Source organism: Herminiimonas fonticola (genome assembly GCF_003293745.1).
Taxonomy (GTDB): domain Bacteria; phylum Pseudomonadota; class Gammaproteobacteria; order Burkholderiales; family Burkholderiaceae_D; genus Oxalicibacterium; species Oxalicibacterium fonticola.
Genome location: NZ_PTLZ01000003.1, coordinates 25,228 through 43,535 on the forward strand (window position 1 = coordinate 25,228; position 18,308 = coordinate 43,535).

Sequence of the window (18,308 nt, forward strand, 5' to 3'; positions counted from 1 at the left end):
TAAAAATCATGATGCAGTCAACATTTCCCCTTCTTAGTCTCGCGATCTGGTTGCCAGTCGCGTTCGGTATCTTCGTTCTGGCCTTCGGCCGTGACGATAGTCCAAACGTTGCACGTACCGTATCGTTGATCGGCGCAATTGCCAGTTTCCTGGTGACGTTGCCGCTGGTTTCCCAATTCAACAATGCTGCGCACGGCATGCAGTTCGTCGAAAAATTCAAGTGGATCGATATTTTCAATATCAACTATTCGCTTGGCGTTGACGGTCTGTCGATGTGGTTTGTCGTGTTGACCGCTTTCATCACGATCCTGGTCGTGATCTCGGCTTGGGAAGTAATCGAAAAGCGCGTTGCCCAATACATGGGCGCATTCCTGATCTTGTCGGGTCTGATGATCGGTGTGTTCTGTGCGCTCGACGGCTTGCTGTTCTATGTATTCTTTGAATCGACACTGATCCCGATGTTCATCATCATCGGTGTCTGGGGTGGTGCAAATCGCGTCTACGCATCGATCAAGTTCTTCCTCTATACATTCTTCGGTTCCTTGCTGATGCTGGTGGCTTTGCTGTACCTGTACTTCAAGTCCGGTCACAGCTTTGACATCCTGGCATGGCATACATTGCCGCTGCCTATGGATGCGCAGATCCTGATCTTCCTTGCCTTCCTGATGGCATTCGCAGTCAAGGTTCCAATGTGGCCTGTCCATACATGGTTGCCTGATGCTCACGTTGAAGCGCCTACCGGTGGTTCAGTCGTGCTGGCTGCAATCATGTTGAAATTGGGCGCATACGGCTTCCTGCGTTTCTCGTTGCCGATTACACCTGATGCCAGCCATTATCTGTCCGGTTTCATGATCACCTTGTCGTTAATCGCGGTGATCTACATCGGTCTGGTCGCTCTGGTGCAGACCGATATGAAAAAGCTGGTTGCTTATTCGTCGATTGCACACATGGGCTTCGTGACACTCGGCTTCTTCATGTTTAACGACATGGCAGTGCAGGGCGGTATCGTACAAATGATTTCGCACGGCTTCGTATCCGGCGCGATGTTCCTGTGTATCGGTGTGTTGTATGACCGTATGCATACTCGTAACATCGCCGACTACGGCGGAGTTGTGAACAAGATGCCTAAGTTCGCTGCTTTCTTTATCCTGTTCTCGATGGGTAATGCCGGCTTGCCAGCAACTTCCGGCTTCGTCGGTGAGTTCATGGTGATCCTGGGCGCAGTCAAGTTCAATTTCTGGATTGGTATGCTGGCCGCGACCGCGCTGATTCTTGGTGCTGCTTATTCCCTGTGGCTGGCCAAGCGTGTGATTTTCGGTGAAGTGTCGAATCATCACGTCGAGGAACTGACAGATATTAACAAGCGTGAATTCCTGATGTTGGGCGTGCTGGCGATTGCTGTATTGGCAATGGGCCTGTATCCGGCGCCTTTCACCGATGCGATGCAAACTTCGGTTACCGACTTGCTGAAGCACGTCTCGATTTCGAAACTTAATTAATAAACGGCTCCGCAATCGCGCAACTGAACGCACACTAACTGCGACAAAATGAATAATTTGAATCTGATATCCGTCCTTCCTGAAATATTCCTGGCAACTGCGATTTGCGCAATTTTGCTGATTGATTTGTTTCTGTCGGATGCGAAACGCTACATCACTTATGTGTTGTCGCTGGCGACATTGATCGTTTGCGCTGCACTTAGCCTGTGTGACTTCAATGCCGGTGCAACGGTCTATGGTTTTGGCAACATGGTCGTCTCCGATCCTATGTCCAGCCTGCTGAAGGTCTGCACTTGTATCGCGATTGGCCTGACATTTATCTATTCGCGCCAGTATCTGGAAGACCGTCAAATGGTGAATGGTCGTCTGGGTGGTGAGTTCTATATTCTGTCGCTGTTTACCCTGCTGGGTCAGATGGTCATGATCTCGGCCAACAACTTCCTGATCGTCTATCTTGGTCTGGAAATGATGTCTCTGGCTTTGTACGCCTTGGTTGCTTTCCGTCGCGAGAATACCGCAGCGATCGAAGCAGCGATGAAGTACTTTGTATTGGGCGCTTTGGCCTCTGGCTTCCTGCTGTACGGCATCTCGATGTTGTACGGTGCGACCGGTTCGCTCGACATGACTGAAGTTGCACGCGTTATTTCTACCGGTGCAGTCAACAAACCTGTATTGATTTTCGGTCTGGTGTTTGTGGTTTCCGGCCTGGCATTCAAACTCGGTGCTGTTCCTTTCCACATGTGGGTACCTGACGTTTATCAAGGTGCGCCAACTGCCGTGACCCTGATGTTGGGTGGCGCCCCAAAACTGGCCGCCTTCGCGATCACGATCCGTCTGTTGGTGGAAACGTTGCCTGCCTTGGTCATCGATTGGCAGCAAATGCTGACCATCCTTGCCGTGCTGTCGATGGCGATCGGTAACATTACCGCGATCATGCAAACCAATATCAAGCGCATGCTGGCGTATTCGACCATCTCGCAAATCGGTTTCATCCTGTTGGGTATCTTGTCTGGCGTGGTAGTTGGTGCCGATGGTTCGACAACCAATGGTTATAGCGCTGCGATGTTCTATGTCATCACGTATGTGTTGACGACGCTGGGTATGTTCGGCGTCATCATGTTGTTGTCGCGTGCCGGCTTCGAGGCTGACAATATCGACGACTTCAAAGGTTTGAACCAACGCAGCCCATGGTTTGCACTGGTCACCTTGATGTTGATGTTCTCGCTGGCTGGTGTACCACCAGTGGTTGGTTTCTACGCGAAATTGTCAGTGTTGCAGGCTGTCCTGAGTACTGGTCAAATCTGGCTCGCAATTGTCGCTGTTCTGTTCTCGCTGATTGGTGCTTTCTATTATCTGCGCGTAGTCAAAGTCATGTACTTTGACGAGCCTATCGATAATTCGAAAATCGTTATCAACAAGGACATGAGCGTGGCATTGAGCATTAATGGCGCTTCCTTGCTGCTGCTAGGCTTGGTACCGGGCCCTTTGATGACAGCGTGCGCTGCTGCTATCGTCAAGACGCTGGCGTCCTGATGACTGCTTGCTGAGAGTGGATGTTTCCTTAGCAAGCTGGTTCGTAATTCTGTTGGCGCTGTTCAGCGCCAACCTTCCTTTCTTCAATGAACGCCTGTTCGCGCTTGTTCCCCTTCCTTCGGGGTTCAAGCCGATATGGTTGCGTCTGATCGAACTCTTCGTTCTGTATCTTGTGGTTGGCCTCGTCGCGCGTGGTTTGGAATCGCGTATTGGCAGCGTTTTCCCGCAAGGCTGGGAATTCTTTGCCGTGACCGGTTGTCTATTTCTGGTATTGGCTTATCCAGGCTTTGTCATGCGTTATATGCGCAGACGGCATCATTGATAGGGCGCTTGCATCACGCTTGCTGCGCTTCAGTTCGTTTTTCTTTTTCACTCTGTTCTGCGTTCAATTTACTATTTCTGTCCGGCCTGATTTCGGAGCTTAAGTATGGATAATCATTTAAAAGAAATCCGCATCGACAGCACACTGGCCTACGATGGTTCTTTCCTGAAAGTGCAGCGCGATACGGTGCGATTGCCGAATGGGCAGCCAACTACGCGCGAGTACATCAAGCATCCCGGCGCGGTGGTGATTCTTCCCTTGCTGGACGATGGCAGTGTGTTGATGGAGCGTCAATTTCGCTATCCGATCAATCGCGTATTCATTGAATTTCCTGCCGGGAAAATCGATCCGGGTGAGGAACCATTGGCGTGCGCCAAGCGTGAATTGCTGGAAGAGACGGGCTATACGGCGACTGACTGGCAATTCGTTTGCACGATACATAATGCGATCGCATATTCAGATGAGCACCTTGATCTGTATCTGGCGCGAGGTTTGGTCGAAGGCGAACGCAAGCTGGACGATGAAGAGTTTCTTGATACCTTCAAGGCGACACCAGACGATTTACTGACCTGGATCAGGGAAGGCAAGATTACCGATGTGAAGACGGTGATCGGCGCATTCTGGCTGGAGAAAATTTTGAACGGTACGTGGACGCTTTAGTACGGAAGCTTTAATATCATTTCACGAAAAAATTATCGTAAAAAAAGCCGCATAGCGGCTTTTTTGTTTTGCATATTCGGATTACATATTCGGATAGTTCGGCCCACCGCCACCTTCAGGCGTCACCCACACGATGTTTTGCGTAGGATCCTTGATGTCGCAGGTTTTGCAATGCACGCAATTTTGCGCATTGATTTGCAGCCTGTCTTCACCTGCATCGGTTTTGACAAACTCGTACACCGCTGCTGGACAGTAACGTGCCTCTGGCCCTGCATACCGTGCCAGATTAATGTCGACCGGGACGCTGGCATCTTTCAAGGTCAAATGGATAGGCTGGTCTTCGACATGGTTGGTGTTGGAGATGAATACCGATGACAGTCTATCGAAGGTCAGCGTATTGTCCGGTTTCGGATACGCGATCGGTTGGAATTCTGCAGCAGGGCGCAGACAGGTGTGATCCGCATGCGTATTGCGCAAGGTCCATGGTGCTTTGCCGCGCAAGATTAATTGGTCGATACCCACCATCAGTGCACCAGTGTACAAACCTTTGCTCATCCATGGTTTGAAGTTGCGCGCGACGTGCAGCTCTTCATGCAACCATGATTTTTCGAATGCCTGTGGATAGTCGCTCAGTTCATCGTACTGACGACCACCTTGCAGGGCCGCAAATGCCGCGTCTGCCGCCATCATGCCGCTCTTGATTGCAGCATGGCTGCCTTTGATACGACTTGCGTTTAGAAAGCCTGCGTCGCAGCCTATCAATGCGCCGCCGGCGAACACCAACTTGGGCAAGGATTGCAAACCGCCGGCAGTGATCGCGCGTGCACCGTAGGAAACACGTTTGCCACCTTTGAAAAATTTGCTGATTTCAGGATGCGTTTTGTAGCGCTGGAATTCTTCAAACGGCGACAGGTACGGATTGTCGTAAGCGAGGCCGACGACGTAACCAACGGCGACCTGATTGTTTTCCAGATGATATAAAAATGAACCGCCGTAAGTATCGTTGGCGAGCGGCCAGCCGGCGGTATGAATCACCAGGCCGGGTTGATGCAAGGCCGGATCGATTTCCCATAATTCCTTGATGCCGATCGCGTAGCTTTGTGGTGCCTTGTCTTTGTTCAGATCGAATTTTTCCAGCAACTGCTTGCCGAGATGACCGCGCGCACCTTCGGCAAACAAAGTGTATTTCGCGTGCAGTTCCATACCAAGCTGGAAGGCGGCAGTAGGAATGCCGGCGCGATCTACGCCCATATTGCCGGTCGCGACACCACGCACCGATCCGTCGTCGTTGTAGAGGATTTCTGCAGCCGGGAAGCCCGGGAAAACTTCCACACCGAGTGCTTCGGCTTGCTGACCCAGCCAGCGTACGACATTCGCCAGTGACACGACGTAATTGCCATGATTCTGAAAGCAGGCTGGCAACATGAAGTTAGGCGTTTTGTATGCCTTGCTTTCAGTCAGGAACAAGAAACGATCTTCGCTTACCGCTGTGTTGAGCGGTGCGCCCAGTTCTTTCCAGTTCGGCAGTAATTCGGTCAGCGCTTGCGGGTCCATCACTGCGCCGGAAAGTATGTGTGCGCCTAGTTCGCCGCCTTTTTCCAGAACGCAGACTGACACTTCATGATTTTGTTCTGCTGCAAGTTGCTTGAGTCGAATGGAGGCAGCAAGGCCGGCCGGTCCGCCACCGACGATCACGACGTCGTATTCCATCGCTTCGCGTGGGCCGTATTGTTCGAGCAGGCTGGATGCTGTGGATGCGTTTGTTGTCATGGGTAAAAACAGTCAAATTATCTGCGGGCGAAACCGTCATTGTCCCCGGTTTCTCAGTGTATGCGAAGTGCAAAAACACGCATTGCTGCGCTTTCGTGTAATCATAACGCCTCTAACGTCACTTTTCATTTTCAGTGCGTTAATTAATCAAGAGAAAGTCAGGAGAAATTCGTGGGCATTGAAGTTAATTTTGAAGGCAAAGTCGCCCTGATCACAGGTGCCTCCAGCGGACTTGGCGCGCGTTTCGCGAAAGTGCTGGCGATGGCAGGAGCGCAAGTGGTGCTGGCTGCTCGCCGTGTGGACAGGCTCAAGGAATTACGTGCCGAGATCGAAGCCGAAGGCGGCGCGGCGCATGTCGTGACGCTGGATGTCACTGATTATGCAAGCATCAAATCGGCGATTGCGCATGCAGAAACGGAAGCTGGTGCAATCGATATTCTGGTTAACAATGCTGGTGTTTCCGGTAGCGGTCGTCTGGTCGATGTGACGCCGGAAGAATACGCATTTGTGATGGATACCAATCAACGCGGTGCCTTCTTCGTTGCACAGGAAGTTGCCAAGCGCATGATCGCACGCTACAAAGGCGACGCGCGCAAGCAGCATCGCATAGTCAACATCGCATCAGTAGCTGGTTTGCGCGTCGTACCGGAACTTGGCTTGTACAGCATGAGCAAAGCATCTGTCGTGCACATGACCAAATCGATGGCGGTGGAATGGGGCAAGTTCGGCATCAACGTCAATGCAATCTGCCCGGGATATATCGGTACCGAGATGAACCTCGATTACCTCGGCAGTGAACAGGGCCAGCAATTGATCAATGCTTTGCCGCGCAAACGTGTCGGCAAGCCGGAAGACCTGGATGGTTTGCTGCTACTGTTGGCCGCGGAAGAATCGCATTTCATCAATGGCGCGATCATGACGGCGGATGACGGAATGAGTATTGCCTGATTCGCCGTTTACATTTCTGCTTTTTCAATTTGTCGCGATACACCCAGCAAGCGATTAATCAACTCGCTGGCCGTGGTCGCGGCAAATTTTCGCATCAATCTTGCCCTGTGCATTTCTACTGTACGCGGGCTTAATCCAATCTGACGTGCAATCGTTTTGCTGGTTTTTCCATCGACCAGCATTGCGGCGATTTCTCGTTCGCGCGGTGTTAGTTCTGCCGTAACCGGTCTTTTCTCGCTTAAATCCTCAAAGGTCCAGATTCCTGCCGCATGCGGATCGTCTGGCACTAACGCGCGACCACTGACATGACACCAGAATAACTGGCCGTCGGCCCGTTTCATGATGCGTTCGTCGGAATAATGTCCTTTGACATTCATGATGGGAACGATACGTGCACCTGTGCGCTCGAACTCTGCGTAGCTGGGGTACAGGATGGCAAACGACTGTCCGCTGAGAGCATCTTTGGCGTAACCGAACATGGTTGCCAGCGCATCATTGCTGGCGTGAATCACGCGATGCTGCGAAATGCACATGCCCACAGGCGCATACTGAAAAATGCTTTCATAATCGATTCTTGCTGATGTCATCATGCAATGCCTCGTGTTCAGATTTGTCCGGACTGATGGTGGTGTGCTAGTAGTTCTACGGTATTGTGACGATATCCGCATCGCCTTATGCTGACAGATACACTTCGCTTGCTTTCACCCGGTTTACTCTACACAAAGAAGGGTAACTATGAATAAAGTTTATCCCGATGCAGCAACGGCGCTGGCCGATATCGTCCAGGATGGGCAAACCATTGCCGTTGGCGGTTTTGGCCTGTGCGGCATCCCGGAAGCACTGATTGCTGCACTACGCGATTCCGGCGTCAAAAACCTGACGGCAATTTCCAATAATGCCGGCATCGACGATGCTGGTTTGGGCCAGCTGCTGATGACGCGGCAGATCAAGAAAATGATTGCGTCCTACGTCGGCGAAAATAAAGAGTTTGAACGGCAATATCTGGCAGGCGAACTGGAAGTCGAATTTACGCCGCAAGGCACACTGGCAGAAAAGCTGCGCGCTGGCGGTTCTGGCATACCCGCATTTTTTACCAAAACAGGTGTAGGTACGATAGTCGCAGAGGGCAAAGACATACGCGAATTTGATGGCGAGCAATATGTGATGGAGCGTGCATTGATTGCCGACGTCGCGATTGTCAAAGCGTACAAGGCTGACAAGGCCGGCAATCTGGTGTATCGACACACCGCACGTAACTTCAACCCGAACGCAGCGATGTCGGGAAAAATCACAGTGGTTGAAGTGGAGGAGCTGGTAGAGATAGGCGAAATCGATCCTGATCATGTACACACACCCGGCATCTTCATTCATCGCATTGTGCTAAACGCACATCCTGAAAAACGCATAGAACAGCGCACACTACGAGCAAGTTGATGTGCGTGTTTGTTGAGCAGTGATCAGTACAAATCTGAATTCAAAAATAATTGAAGCATAGGTGGAGAGCGAGATGGCCTGGACACGAGATGAAATGGCAGCACGTGCAGCGAAGGAATTACATGATGGCGCGTACGTCAATCTGGGGATAGGCTTGCCTACGCTGGTGGCAAATTTTGTCCCCGCAGATATTCATGTCTGGCTGCAGTCGGAAAATGGTTTGCTGGGCATAGGTCCGTTTCCAACCAACGATGAAGTTGATCCGGATTTGATCAATGCCGGCAAGCAGACCGTGACCTCATTACCTGGCTCATCGTATTTCAATTCTGCAGATTCATTCGGCATGATACGCGGCGGCAAAATCGACATTGCTTTGCTGGGTGCAATGCAAGTGTCGGAAAAGGGCGATCTTGCCAACTGGATGATTCCGGGCAAGATGATTAAAGGCATGGGCGGTGCAATGGATCTTGTGGCGGGCGTTAAACGTATCGTCGTGTTGATGGAGCATGTCGCGCGCGGCAAAGACGGTTCTATCTCGCACAAAATTTTATCTTCATGTAATTTGCCACTGACCGGTGTAAGCGTGGTTGATCGCATCATCACGGATCTGGGAGTGATCGATATCACTCCGAATGGATTGCGTTTAGTCGAGTTGGCGACTGGTGTGACGAAAGAAGAAGTAATTGCGAATACCGGTGCGCCGCTGGATATCAGCGCGCTGCATTAATCGCAGGAAAAATCAAAGCAGATTGCGGCTGAAAATTCTTGAAGAGTGCCGGTTAAAATTTTTAAACGGTACGAGTTCTTGAATATTTATTGTGCAGTCCATCCTCCATCCATACTCCACGCGACACCACGGACCTGACTCGCGCCTTCGCTGCACAAAAATACTGCCAACGTGCCTAGTTGTTCCGGCGTGACAAATTCTCCCGATGGTTGTTTTTCGGCCAGCAAACCTTTCTTGGCATCGTCATTGGATATGCCTTCATTGGCTGCGCGTGCATCGACCTGTTTTTGTACCAGCGGCGTCAGCACCCAGCCCGGGCAGATTGCATTGCAGGTCACTCCGGTTTGCGCAGTTTCCAGCGCTGTCACTTTGGTGAAGCCGACGATGCCATGCTTGGCGGCGACATACGCTGATTTTTGCGCAGATCCGACCAAACCATGGGCGGATGCAATGTTGATGATGCGACCCCAGTTTTTCTGTTTCATCGCTGGCAACGCTAGGCGTGTTGTGTGGAATGCGGAAGTGAGATTGATCGCGATGATTGCATCCCATTTTTCGACAGGGAAATCTTCAATGTTCGCTACATGCTGGATGCCGGCGTTGTTGACGAGGATATCGACGCCGCCGAATTTGTCGCTGGTGGCTTGCATCATGGCGACGATTTCCTCTGGCTTGGACATATCGGCATTGTGATAAATCGTTTTGACATTGAAGTCTTTTTCGATTGTAGTCTGCAAGGCCTTGATTTCAGCTGTATCGCCAAAACCATTCAACACGATATGCGCGCCTTGTTGCGCCAATGCACGTGCAATACCCAGGCCGATACCGGATGTGGAACCGGTGACCAAGGCCGTTTTACCTTGAAGGGAAGTGTTTTGCATGATGCGCCTTTCAGTCTGAAGTCCAGCTGCTGTGATCTTTGACAAGATTTTACGGGTAACATCCATAGCTTAACACCCGTAAAATGCGGCATACCCTAGATGCGATCACTATGACACAAGCTCAAATCAAAACCGTGCAATGTCTTTCTCCCGTTGGCCTGCACCAGATGGCGTACAAGGAATGGGGCGATGCAGCTAATCCCAATGTCTTGGTGTGCGTGCATGGTCTGACGCGTGTATCGGATGATTTCGATGCGTTAGCGAAAGCGCTGGCGAACGATTATCGCGTGATCTGTCCGGACGTAGTGGGGCGCGGACGGTCGGATCACTTGCGCGATCCGCAGTTTTATCAGGTGCCGCAATATGTCAGCGATATGGTGACGCTGATTGCACGCCTGGATGTTGTATCCGTGAACTGGTTTGGCACGTCTATGGGTGGCGTGATCGGCATGGGATTGGCATCGTTGCCCGGCAATCCGGTACACAAATTGCTACTCAACGATATAGGCCCTTCAATTGATGCAGAAGCATTGGCGCGCATAGGCGAATATGTTGGACAGAAAGTGCAGTTTGGCACTTTCGATGAAGCATGGCAGTACGTGCGTGCAATCTCGCTGTCGTTCGGTACGCATAGCGATGAGCAATGGCGCAAGTTGGCATCCGATGTGATGCGTCAGAATGCAGAAGGGAAATGGACTTTTGTGTATGACCCGGGGCTGGCTTTGCCATTCAAGGCAGCGACTTCGCAGAGCGCGCAACTGGATGAGCAGCGTTTGTGGGCGGCTTATGATGCGATTCGCTGTCCTACGCTGGTAGTACGCGGCGCGGACTCGGATTTGCTGTCGCGGGAAACCGCTACGGCGATGTCGCAGCGCGGGCCGAAGGCGAAAGTGGTGGAAATTGCAGGTGTTGGCCATGCGCCGACTTTCCTCAGCGAAACGCAGATCGCGATCGCGAAAGATTTCTTTCTCGCTTGACTCTTGTTGAACGCGCATTGATACCCAATGTGTATTCGAATATTTAATAAAATTAGAACATCATGAACATCACACGCTTGCATATAGGGGATACGCTGTCGGAAGTAGCTATCCATAACGGCACGGTATACTTGGCTGGACAAATTGCGGAAGACACGACGCAAAATATTCAGGGTCAGACACGCGAAGTGTTGGGCCATATTGATCGTCTGTTGGCAGAATCCGGCAGCGATAAAACCCGCATTCTGTCGTGTCAGATTTTTATTGCCGACGTTAATGATTTCGACGGCATGAATGCAGCGTGGAATGAATGGGTACCAGAAGGGCATACGCCGCCGCGGGCAACCGTCGGAGCGATCTTTCCGGATTCGAAGCGCTTGATTGAAATAATTGTGGTTGCAGCATCTTCCTAGGTTCAACATGGTTTCCGTAGCATCGTCACAAAGTGACACACAAGAGCTTCTTCGCTCCGGTTTGACAGAACACGACAGTGCCCGCGTGATGGATGCGCTTGCATTCGTCAAACCGTTTTATACCGGCAAAACGGTTTCTGCCGGACAAGATGCCTTTGAGAGCGAACAGGATGCTTTCGAGTTTGCGCAAGGCGTCGCAACGGTTCTGTCACAACTGGAAACAGATGCTGATACGCGTATTGCCGCCTTGCTATTTGAACTGGCAACCATCAATCCGGCTGCGGCCGACAAGATACAAGAGCTTTTCGGCAAGGAAGTCGACGACCTGGTTGCCGGTGTGCGTCAGTTGATGCGCTTGCATGAAGTAACTTTTGTGCAGCACGAAGCCGCTCGCGGGAAAAATGCTGCGCAGGAAGCGGCGTCGCAACTGGAAGTTGTGCGCAAGATGTTGCTGGCAATGGCGACCGATATGCGCGTGGTATTGGTTCGTCTCGGTACGCGCGTCACGACCTTGCGATATTTTGCCGATAACAAATTACAGAACGAACGCTCTAAGCAATATGCGCGCGAGACATTTGATCTCTACGCGCCACTGGCGAATCGACTCGGTGTCTGGCAACTGAAATGGGAACTGGAAGATTTGTCTTTCCGTTTCCTGCAGCCGGAAGCCTATAAACGCATCGCGTCATTACTGGAAGAAAAACGCGTAGAGCGCGAAGCCTTCGTCGAGAATTCGATCAAGCGTCTGCAATCGGAAATGGCAGCTGCCGGTATCAAGGCAGAAGTATTCGGCCGCCCAAAACATATCTTCAGTATCTGGAGCAAGTTGCGCGGCAAGGAAATTGAGTTCTCCGATTTGTATGATGTGCGTGCATTCAGGGTCATCGTCGATGATGTCAAAACCTGCTACACGGTGCTCGGTATCGTGCACAACATCTGGACGCCGATACCGTCAGAGTTCGATGATTACATTTCACGCCCCAAAGCCAACGGTTATCAATCGCTGCATACCATCGTTATCGCAGAAGACGGCCGGCCTCTGGAAGTGCAGGTGCGTACCAACGATATGCATGACTTCGCCGAGTACGGCGTTGCTGCGCACTGGCGCTACAAGGAAGCGGGCGGGTCGAATTTTTCCGGTCAAAAATACGATGAAAAAATCGCATGGCTACGTCAGTTGCTGGCGTGGAAAAGCGAAGTCGTTGACACCGTCGTTGGACAGGAAGATGTGCATCGTGACTGGGTAGAAAAACTCAAGTCCGCCACCCTGGACGATCGTATCTATGTGTTGACGCCACAAGCGCGCGTGATCGAGTTGCCGAATGGTGCGACGCCGATCGATTTTGCATATCACTTGCACAGCGACGTCGGGCACCGTTGCCGCGGTGCACGCGTGGATGGCACTCTGGTACCTCTGAATACCGTTTTGAAAAACGGTCAAACCGTAGACATCATTACTGCCAAAGGCGTCAGTACTGTTACAGGTACGGTAGGTCCGTCGCGCGACTGGCTTGCGCCGGGTTATGCAGCGAGTTCGCGTACACGTGCCAAGGTGCGTGCATGGTTCAATGCAATTGACCAGCAGGAAACGCTTTCCACCGGTCGCGGCTTGATTGAAAAAACCTTGCAGCGCGAAGGCAAGACAGCAGTCAATCTGGAGGAACTTGCGCACAAGTTGGGTTTCACCAAACTCGATGATTTATTCCTCGCAGTAGGCAAGGATGAGTTCAGCCTGCGCACCGTCGAACAGGCTTTGCATGCGGACGAGGCGAGTGCCGCCAAGCAGGCCGAGCTGGAAGACGTTGTTATTCCACGCAAGAGCCGCGCATCGAGCGTGGTGCAGGGCGCCAAGTCTGGCGTGTTGGTGGTGGGCACCGACGGTCTGATGACGCAACTCGCAAAATGCTGCAAACCGGCGCCGCCAGATCCTATCGTCGGTTTTGTGACGCGCGGCAAAGGTGTGTCGATACATCGCGCCGGTTGCCGGAATTTTTCCGAGATGCGGCGCAAGGCGCCCGAGCGTGTGATTCAAACAGCGTGGGGCGGTCCGGAATCGTCGACTGTTTATCCTGTGGATATTTTCGTGCTGGCGGGCGACAGGCAGGGCTTGTTGCGCGATATCTCGGATATCTTTTTGCGCGAAAAAATCAATGTCATTGGTGTCAGCACGCAAAGTGTAAAAGGACAGGCGCGCATGGCATTTACTGCGGAGATCGGTTCAACCGCGCAATTGCAGAAGGCGTTAACGGTGATACGCGAAGTCAATGGCGTACTGGAAGCCAAGCGTCATTGATAGGCGTCTGGAATTTTTATCGCAAATGGATATGCAAAATCGCGGTTCCGAATGATTTTTAAAACAACTTCATTTAGGGGCTAGCTAAGAAGATAATTTTCCGCTATAATTTCGCTTCTTTAGGCGCGTAGCTCAGCTGGTTAGAGCACTACCTTGACATGGTAGGGGTCGTTGGTTCGAGTCCAATCGTGCCTACCAACGAAAAATTGGTAAAACCTGTAAGAGCGAGAAAGGCAAACCCGGTTATGACACCGCGAACGACAACCACACTGGTTTCCGAGCGACGCTAAGTCGGGTTCTTTTTCGTCATTACCATTTGAAAAAGCGCGGCTAGCCCGCGCTTTTTTTTCGTCCGCATTTTTTGTTGTTCAATTAATCTAGTGTCAGCATGCAAGCCCCCGCTGAAACGGAGAGCCAAATGATTACAGTCCGCCTTCCCGATGGTTCGCAACGCGAATTCGATTCCCCTGTCACCGTAGCGCAAGTCGCGGCCAATATCGGTACCGGTCTTGCCAAGGCGGCACTCGCCGGCAAGGTCAACGGCAATGTGGTCGATACTTCGTATCTGATCGAGCAAGACAGCGATCTGGCCATCATTACCGACAAGGATGCGGATGGCCTGGATGTGATCCGTCACTCGACCGCGCATTTGCTGGCATACGCGGTCAAGGAGCTGTTTCCTGATGCGCAAGTGACGATTGGTCCGGTCATCGACAACGGCTTCTATTACGATTTTTCGTACAAGCGTCCGTTCACACCAGAAGATTTGCTGGCGATCGAAAAGAAAATGACCGAGCTGGCGAAAAAAGACGAGCCGGTTACCCGTAAAGTTTTGCCGCGCGACGAAGCGGTTGAGTACTTCAAATCAATCGGTGAAGCCTACAAGGCAGAAATCATCGCGTCGATCCCAGCGGATCAGGCTGTCTCGCTGTATAGCGAAGGAAAATTTACCGATTTGTGCCGCGGGCCACACGTACCATCGACTGGCAAGCTGAAAGTATTCAAGCTGATGAAATTGGCCGGCGCGTACTGGCGTGGTGACTCCAAGAATGAAATGCTGCAGCGTATCTACGGCACTGCATGGGCGAAGAAGGAAGAGCAGGACGCTTATCTGAACATGCTGGAAGAGGCCGAGAAGCGCGATCACCGCAAGCTGGGTCGCGCGCTGGATCTATTCCATTTTCAAGAAGAGGCGCCAGGCTTGATTTTCTGGCATCCAAAAGGGTGGACAGTCTGGCAGCAAGTCGAGCAATACATGCGCCGCGTCTATCAAGACAATGGTTACCAGGAAGTCAAGGCGCCGCAGATTCTCGATCGCAGCCTGTGGGAGAAATCCGGCCACTGGGAAAACTACAAAGAAAACATGTTCACGACCGAGTCGGAAAACCGCTCGTATGCGTTGAAGCCTATGAATTGCCCGGGTCACGTGCAGATTTTCGCGTCGGATTTGCGTTCGTATCGCGAGCTGCCATTGCGCTATGGCGAATTCGGCCAATGCCATCGCAATGAGCCGTCCGGTTCGCTACACGGCATGATGCGTGTGCGCGGCTTTACGCAGGATGATGGCCATATCTTCTGTACCGAAGACCAGATTCTGGATGAGTGCGTTGCCTTTACTGCATTGTTGCAAAAGGTTTATCTCAATTTCGGTTTTACTGATGTTGTTTATAAAGTGGCAACGCGTCCTGAAAAACGCGTGGGCACCGATGATGCTTGGGATAAAGCCGAGGCAGCGCTGATTGCGTCGCTGGATCGTTCGGGCTGCACCTACGAGATTTCGCCGGGCGAGGGTGCGTTCTATGGTCCTAAGATCGAATACACATTGAAGGATGCGATTGGCCGTATGTGGCAATGCGGCACGATTCAGGTCGATTTTTCGATGCCGGCGCGTCTGGGTGCGGAATATGTCGCTGAAGACAATACCAAGAAGATCCCGGTCATGTTGCACCGTGCGATCCTGGGTTCCTTCGAGCGCTTTATCGGTATGCTGATCGAAAATCACGCTGGCGCCTTGCCTTTATGGCTGGCCCCGGTCCAAATCGCAGTGCTGAACATCTCCGACGCACAAGCCGATTACGCGCAAGCTGTTGCACAAAACCTGAAGAAACAAGGGTTTAGAGTACATGTTGATTTGCGTAATGAGAAAATAACCTATAAAATACGCGAGCATTCCGTTCAGAAGCTGCCGTACATCATCGTTATTGGTGATAAAGAACGGGACGCAGGTACAGTGGCCGTGCGAGCGCGGGGCAATGTCGATCTGGGTGTCATGCCTATCGATTTATTGGTGGAGCGCCTCAATAATGAGGTTGAAGCCAAAGCCTGAGGGATCAAACCCATAGCGCAAGAGCACGGCTTAATTATTTGATTTTAAAAGGAAATTGCAATAGCTACTGATAAGTCGCATCGGATCAACGGTGAAATTACAGCGCCTGAGCTGCGTTTGAGTGGTGTCGAAAACGAGGCACTTGGTATCGTTAGTCTGGCAGATGCCTTCCGCATGGCGGAAGAAGCTAATGTCGATCTGGTAGAGATTGCGCCAACTGCGCAACCGCCAGTCGCACGCCTGATGGACTACGGCAAGTTTAAATACCAGGAACAGAAGAAGGCGCACGAAGCCAAACTGAAACAGAAAATTGTTTTGGTCAAGGAAGTCAAATTCCGCCCTGGCACCGATGATGGCGATTACAACATCAAGCTGCGCAATTTGATCAAATTCCTGGACGATGGTGATAAAACCAAAATCACGCTGCGTTTTCGCGGTCGTGAAATGGCGCACCAGGACATCGGTTTCCGCATGTTGGAACGCTTGAAGGCCGATTTGGAACCATACGGCCAAGTTGAGCAGTTTCCAAAGATGGAAGGCCGTCAGATGATCATGGTTCTGTCGCCGAAGAAGAAGAAGTAATAGAATTTCGTACGAGTCGTTCGGCAACGAACGACTTGAACAAAATAGCAGTGGACTCGATTCCACTGCATAACAAGTGAGAGTAGGCATCCAAGTGTAGCGAAATTGCTGCCACCTGCAATCATGTTAAAAATGGAGCTGTCCCCTAAGGACAGATAGTGTCATGCCTAAAATGAAAACGAAAAGCAGCGCCAAAAAGCGCTTTCGTGTACGTCCAGGTGGAACCGTCAAGCGCGGTCAAGCTTTCAAACGTCATATTCTGACCAAGAAAACCACAAAAAATAAACGTCAATTGCGTGGAGCTGTGGGTGTTCATGACACCAACATGAATTCCGTACGCGCAATGATGCCGAACGCTTAACCTCACTCAATTAATCAGGAGCAATCATGCCTAGAGTAAAACGTGGGGTCACAGCACGGGCCCGTCATAAAAAGATCCTCGATAAAGCCAAAGGCTATCGTGGTCGTCGCAGCAAGGTCTACCGTATTGCCAAGCAAGCAGTTATGCGCGCTGGTCAATATGCATACCGCGATCGTCGTAACAAGAAACGTGTTTTCCGCGCACTGTGGATCACCCGTATCAATGCAGCATCGCGTGAACATGGCCTTACATACAGCGTGTTCATGAACGGTCTGAAACGCGCATCTATCGAGCTGGACCGTAAAGTCTTGGCTGATATGGCTGTGATGGACAAACCAGCATTCGCGGCTATCGTGAATCAGGTGAAAACAACCATCGCTGCTTAAGTTGTGATCGTATGCACTGTCTTCGGACGGTGCAGCAATATCCGAGAGCGGGGCAGGGTTCATACCTATGTCCCGTTTTTATTTTTGCACGGCCTTTTCGGCTTCCTTGCTAAGGACGAAAACAAACCGCATGAATCCCCTAGAACAACTTGTAACGCAAGCCCAGACCGATTTCGCCGCCGCAGATGATGCCGCCGCGCTGGAAAACGCGAAAGCGAAGTATCTCGGTAAAACGGGACAGATCACTGAACAGATGAAGAGCCTGGGCAAGCTTGCGCCGGATGAGCGCAAGACACAGGGCGCTGTCATCAATTCTGCAAAAGAAAAGATCGAAGCTGCGCTGACAGCACGTCGCGATGCCTTGTCCAATGCACAGATGGAATCCCGCCTGAATGCGGAAGCCATCGATATCACCTTGCCGGGACGTGGTCGCGGCACTGGCGGCATTCACCCTGTCATGCGTACCTGGCAGCGCGTGGAAGAAATTTTCGGTTCAATCGGTTTCGACGTGGCAGACGGCCCCGAGATCGAAAACGACTGGACCAATTTCACCGCATTGAACAGCCCGGAAAACCATCCGGCGCGTTCGATGCAGGATACCTTTTACATCGAAGGCAACGATACGCAAGGTAAACCCTTACTGCTGCGTACGCATACCAGTCCGATGCAAGTGCGCTATGCACGCATGAACAAACCACCGATTCGCGTGATCGCACCTGGCCGTACATATCGCGTCGATAGCGATGCAACCCATTCGCCTATGTTCCATCAGGTCGAAGGTTTGTGGATAGACGAGAACATCAGCTTCGCCGACTTGAAGGGCGTGTATCTGAATTTCGTCAAAGCGTTCTTCGAAACCGACGATCTGCAAGTGCGCTTCCGCCCATCGTATTTCCCGTTCACCGAACCATCGGCCGAGATCGATATTGCCTTCGGCAGTGGTCCGTTAAAAGGCCGCTGGCTGGAAGTATCCGGTGCCGGCCAGGTGCATCCAAACGTGATGCGCAATATGGAATTTGATCCTGAGCAATTCATCGGCTTTGCGTTTGGCTCCGGCCTCGAACGTCTGACGATGCTGCGTTACGGCATCAACGATCTGCGCCTGTTCTACGAAGGCGATTTGCGTTTCCTGAAACAATTCAACTAGCAGTAACAAGGCAGGGCATGCTGAACAAGCGCGTGCTCTGATTTCTTTG

At 51.6% G+C, this 18,308-nt stretch carries 18 protein-coding genes and 1 tRNA gene; 16 read left to right on the plus strand and 3 right to left on the minus strand.

Going from position 1 to position 18,308, the window contains the following annotated elements:
- Positions 1–8: 8 nt before the first annotated feature.
- From Hfont_RS11105 to Hfont_RS11120, 4 genes are all read left to right on the plus strand, one after another.
- Positions 9–1,499 (plus strand): NADH-quinone oxidoreductase subunit M, encoded by a 1,491-nt coding sequence (locus Hfont_RS11105; protein WP_112992491.1) that lies wholly within the window; start codon positions 9–11, stop codon positions 1,497–1,499.
- Positions 1,500–1,547: 48 nt separating this feature from the next.
- Positions 1,548–3,032, plus strand: a complete 1,485-nt coding sequence (nuoN, locus tag Hfont_RS11110; RefSeq protein WP_112992492.1) for an NADH-quinone oxidoreductase subunit NuoN — start codon at positions 1,548–1,550, stop codon at positions 3,030–3,032.
- A 16-nt stretch (positions 3,033–3,048) separates the two neighbouring features.
- On the plus strand, positions 3,049–3,354 hold the full coding sequence (locus tag Hfont_RS11115; RefSeq protein ID WP_112992493.1) for a DUF2818 family protein: 306 nt from the start codon (positions 3,049–3,051) through the stop codon (positions 3,352–3,354).
- A gap of 105 nt (positions 3,355–3,459) precedes the next feature.
- Entirely contained in the window at positions 3,460–4,014 is a 555-nt protein-coding gene (locus tag Hfont_RS11120) for an NUDIX domain-containing protein (protein WP_112992494.1), read from the plus strand.
- 81 nt (positions 4,015–4,095) lie between these two features.
- Here Hfont_RS11120 and Hfont_RS11125 read toward each other — a convergent pair whose 3' ends face one another.
- A complete protein-coding gene (locus Hfont_RS11125; RefSeq protein WP_181666454.1) occupies positions 4,096–5,724 on the minus strand; it encodes an electron transfer flavoprotein-ubiquinone oxidoreductase in 1,629 nt (542 codons plus the stop codon).
- Between the two features lie 231 nt (positions 5,725–5,955).
- On the opposite strand from Hfont_RS11125, the gene Hfont_RS11130 reads away from it, so the two are divergent.
- Positions 5,956–6,732: an SDR family oxidoreductase gene (locus tag Hfont_RS11130; protein WP_112992496.1), complete on the plus strand. Its 777-nt coding sequence runs from the start codon at positions 5,956–5,958 to the stop codon at positions 6,730–6,732.
- Positions 6,733–6,740: 8 nt separating this feature from the next.
- On the opposite strand, the gene Hfont_RS11135 is transcribed toward Hfont_RS11130, so the two are convergent.
- The gene (locus Hfont_RS11135; RefSeq protein ID WP_162845922.1) at positions 6,741–7,322 is read right to left on the minus strand and encodes a PAS and helix-turn-helix domain-containing protein; all 582 of its coding nucleotides are present in this window, start codon (positions 7,320–7,322) and stop codon (positions 6,741–6,743) included.
- Positions 7,323–7,467: 145 nt separating this feature from the next.
- On the opposite strand from Hfont_RS11135, the gene Hfont_RS11140 reads away from it, so the two are divergent.
- A complete protein-coding gene (locus Hfont_RS11140) occupies positions 7,468–8,166 on the plus strand; it encodes a CoA transferase subunit A (protein ID WP_112992497.1) in 699 nt (232 codons plus the stop codon).
- A 73-nt stretch (positions 8,167–8,239) separates the two neighbouring features.
- The gene (locus Hfont_RS11145) at positions 8,240–8,893 is read left to right on the plus strand and encodes a CoA transferase subunit B (protein ID WP_112992498.1); all 654 of its coding nucleotides are present in this window, start codon (positions 8,240–8,242) and stop codon (positions 8,891–8,893) included.
- 86 nt (positions 8,894–8,979) lie between these two features.
- On the opposite strand, the gene Hfont_RS11150 is transcribed toward Hfont_RS11145, so the two are convergent.
- Positions 8,980–9,774 carry a 3-hydroxybutyrate dehydrogenase gene (locus tag Hfont_RS11150; protein ID WP_112992499.1) on the minus strand — a complete coding sequence of 265 codons (795 nt, stop codon included), beginning with the start codon at positions 9,772–9,774 and terminating at the stop codon, positions 8,980–8,982.
- Between the two features lie 110 nt (positions 9,775–9,884).
- Between Hfont_RS11150 and Hfont_RS11155 the strand changes: the two genes are divergently transcribed.
- From Hfont_RS11155 to pheS, 9 genes are all read left to right on the plus strand, one after another.
- A complete protein-coding gene (locus Hfont_RS11155) occupies positions 9,885–10,751 on the plus strand; it encodes an alpha/beta fold hydrolase (RefSeq protein WP_112992500.1) in 867 nt (288 codons plus the stop codon).
- 62 nt (positions 10,752–10,813) lie between these two features.
- Entirely contained in the window at positions 10,814–11,164 is a 351-nt protein-coding gene (locus Hfont_RS11160; RefSeq protein WP_112992501.1) for a RidA family protein, read from the plus strand.
- Positions 11,165–11,171: 7 nt separating this feature from the next.
- The gene (locus Hfont_RS11165; protein ID WP_112992502.1) at positions 11,172–13,457 is read left to right on the plus strand and encodes a RelA/SpoT family protein; all 2,286 of its coding nucleotides are present in this window, start codon (positions 11,172–11,174) and stop codon (positions 13,455–13,457) included.
- Between the two features lie 121 nt (positions 13,458–13,578).
- A tRNA-Val gene (locus Hfont_RS11170) sits at positions 13,579–13,655 on the plus strand.
- Between the two features lie 220 nt (positions 13,656–13,875).
- A complete protein-coding gene (thrS, locus tag Hfont_RS11175) occupies positions 13,876–15,783 on the plus strand; it encodes a threonine--tRNA ligase (protein ID WP_112992503.1) in 1,908 nt (635 codons plus the stop codon).
- A gap of 60 nt (positions 15,784–15,843) precedes the next feature.
- The gene (gene infC / locus Hfont_RS11180; protein WP_112992504.1) at positions 15,844–16,365 is read left to right on the plus strand and encodes a translation initiation factor IF-3; all 522 of its coding nucleotides are present in this window, start codon (positions 15,844–15,846) and stop codon (positions 16,363–16,365) included.
- A gap of 163 nt (positions 16,366–16,528) precedes the next feature.
- The gene (rpmI, locus tag Hfont_RS11185) at positions 16,529–16,726 is read left to right on the plus strand and encodes a 50S ribosomal protein L35 (protein ID WP_041296459.1); all 198 of its coding nucleotides are present in this window, start codon (positions 16,529–16,531) and stop codon (positions 16,724–16,726) included.
- A 26-nt stretch (positions 16,727–16,752) separates the two neighbouring features.
- The gene (gene rplT, locus Hfont_RS11190; protein ID WP_112992505.1) at positions 16,753–17,112 is read left to right on the plus strand and encodes a 50S ribosomal protein L20; all 360 of its coding nucleotides are present in this window, start codon (positions 16,753–16,755) and stop codon (positions 17,110–17,112) included.
- A 130-nt stretch (positions 17,113–17,242) separates the two neighbouring features.
- Positions 17,243–18,259 (plus strand): phenylalanine--tRNA ligase subunit alpha, encoded by a 1,017-nt coding sequence (gene pheS / locus Hfont_RS11195; protein ID WP_112992506.1) that lies wholly within the window; start codon positions 17,243–17,245, stop codon positions 18,257–18,259.
- The last annotated feature ends 49 nt before the right edge of the window (positions 18,260–18,308 follow it).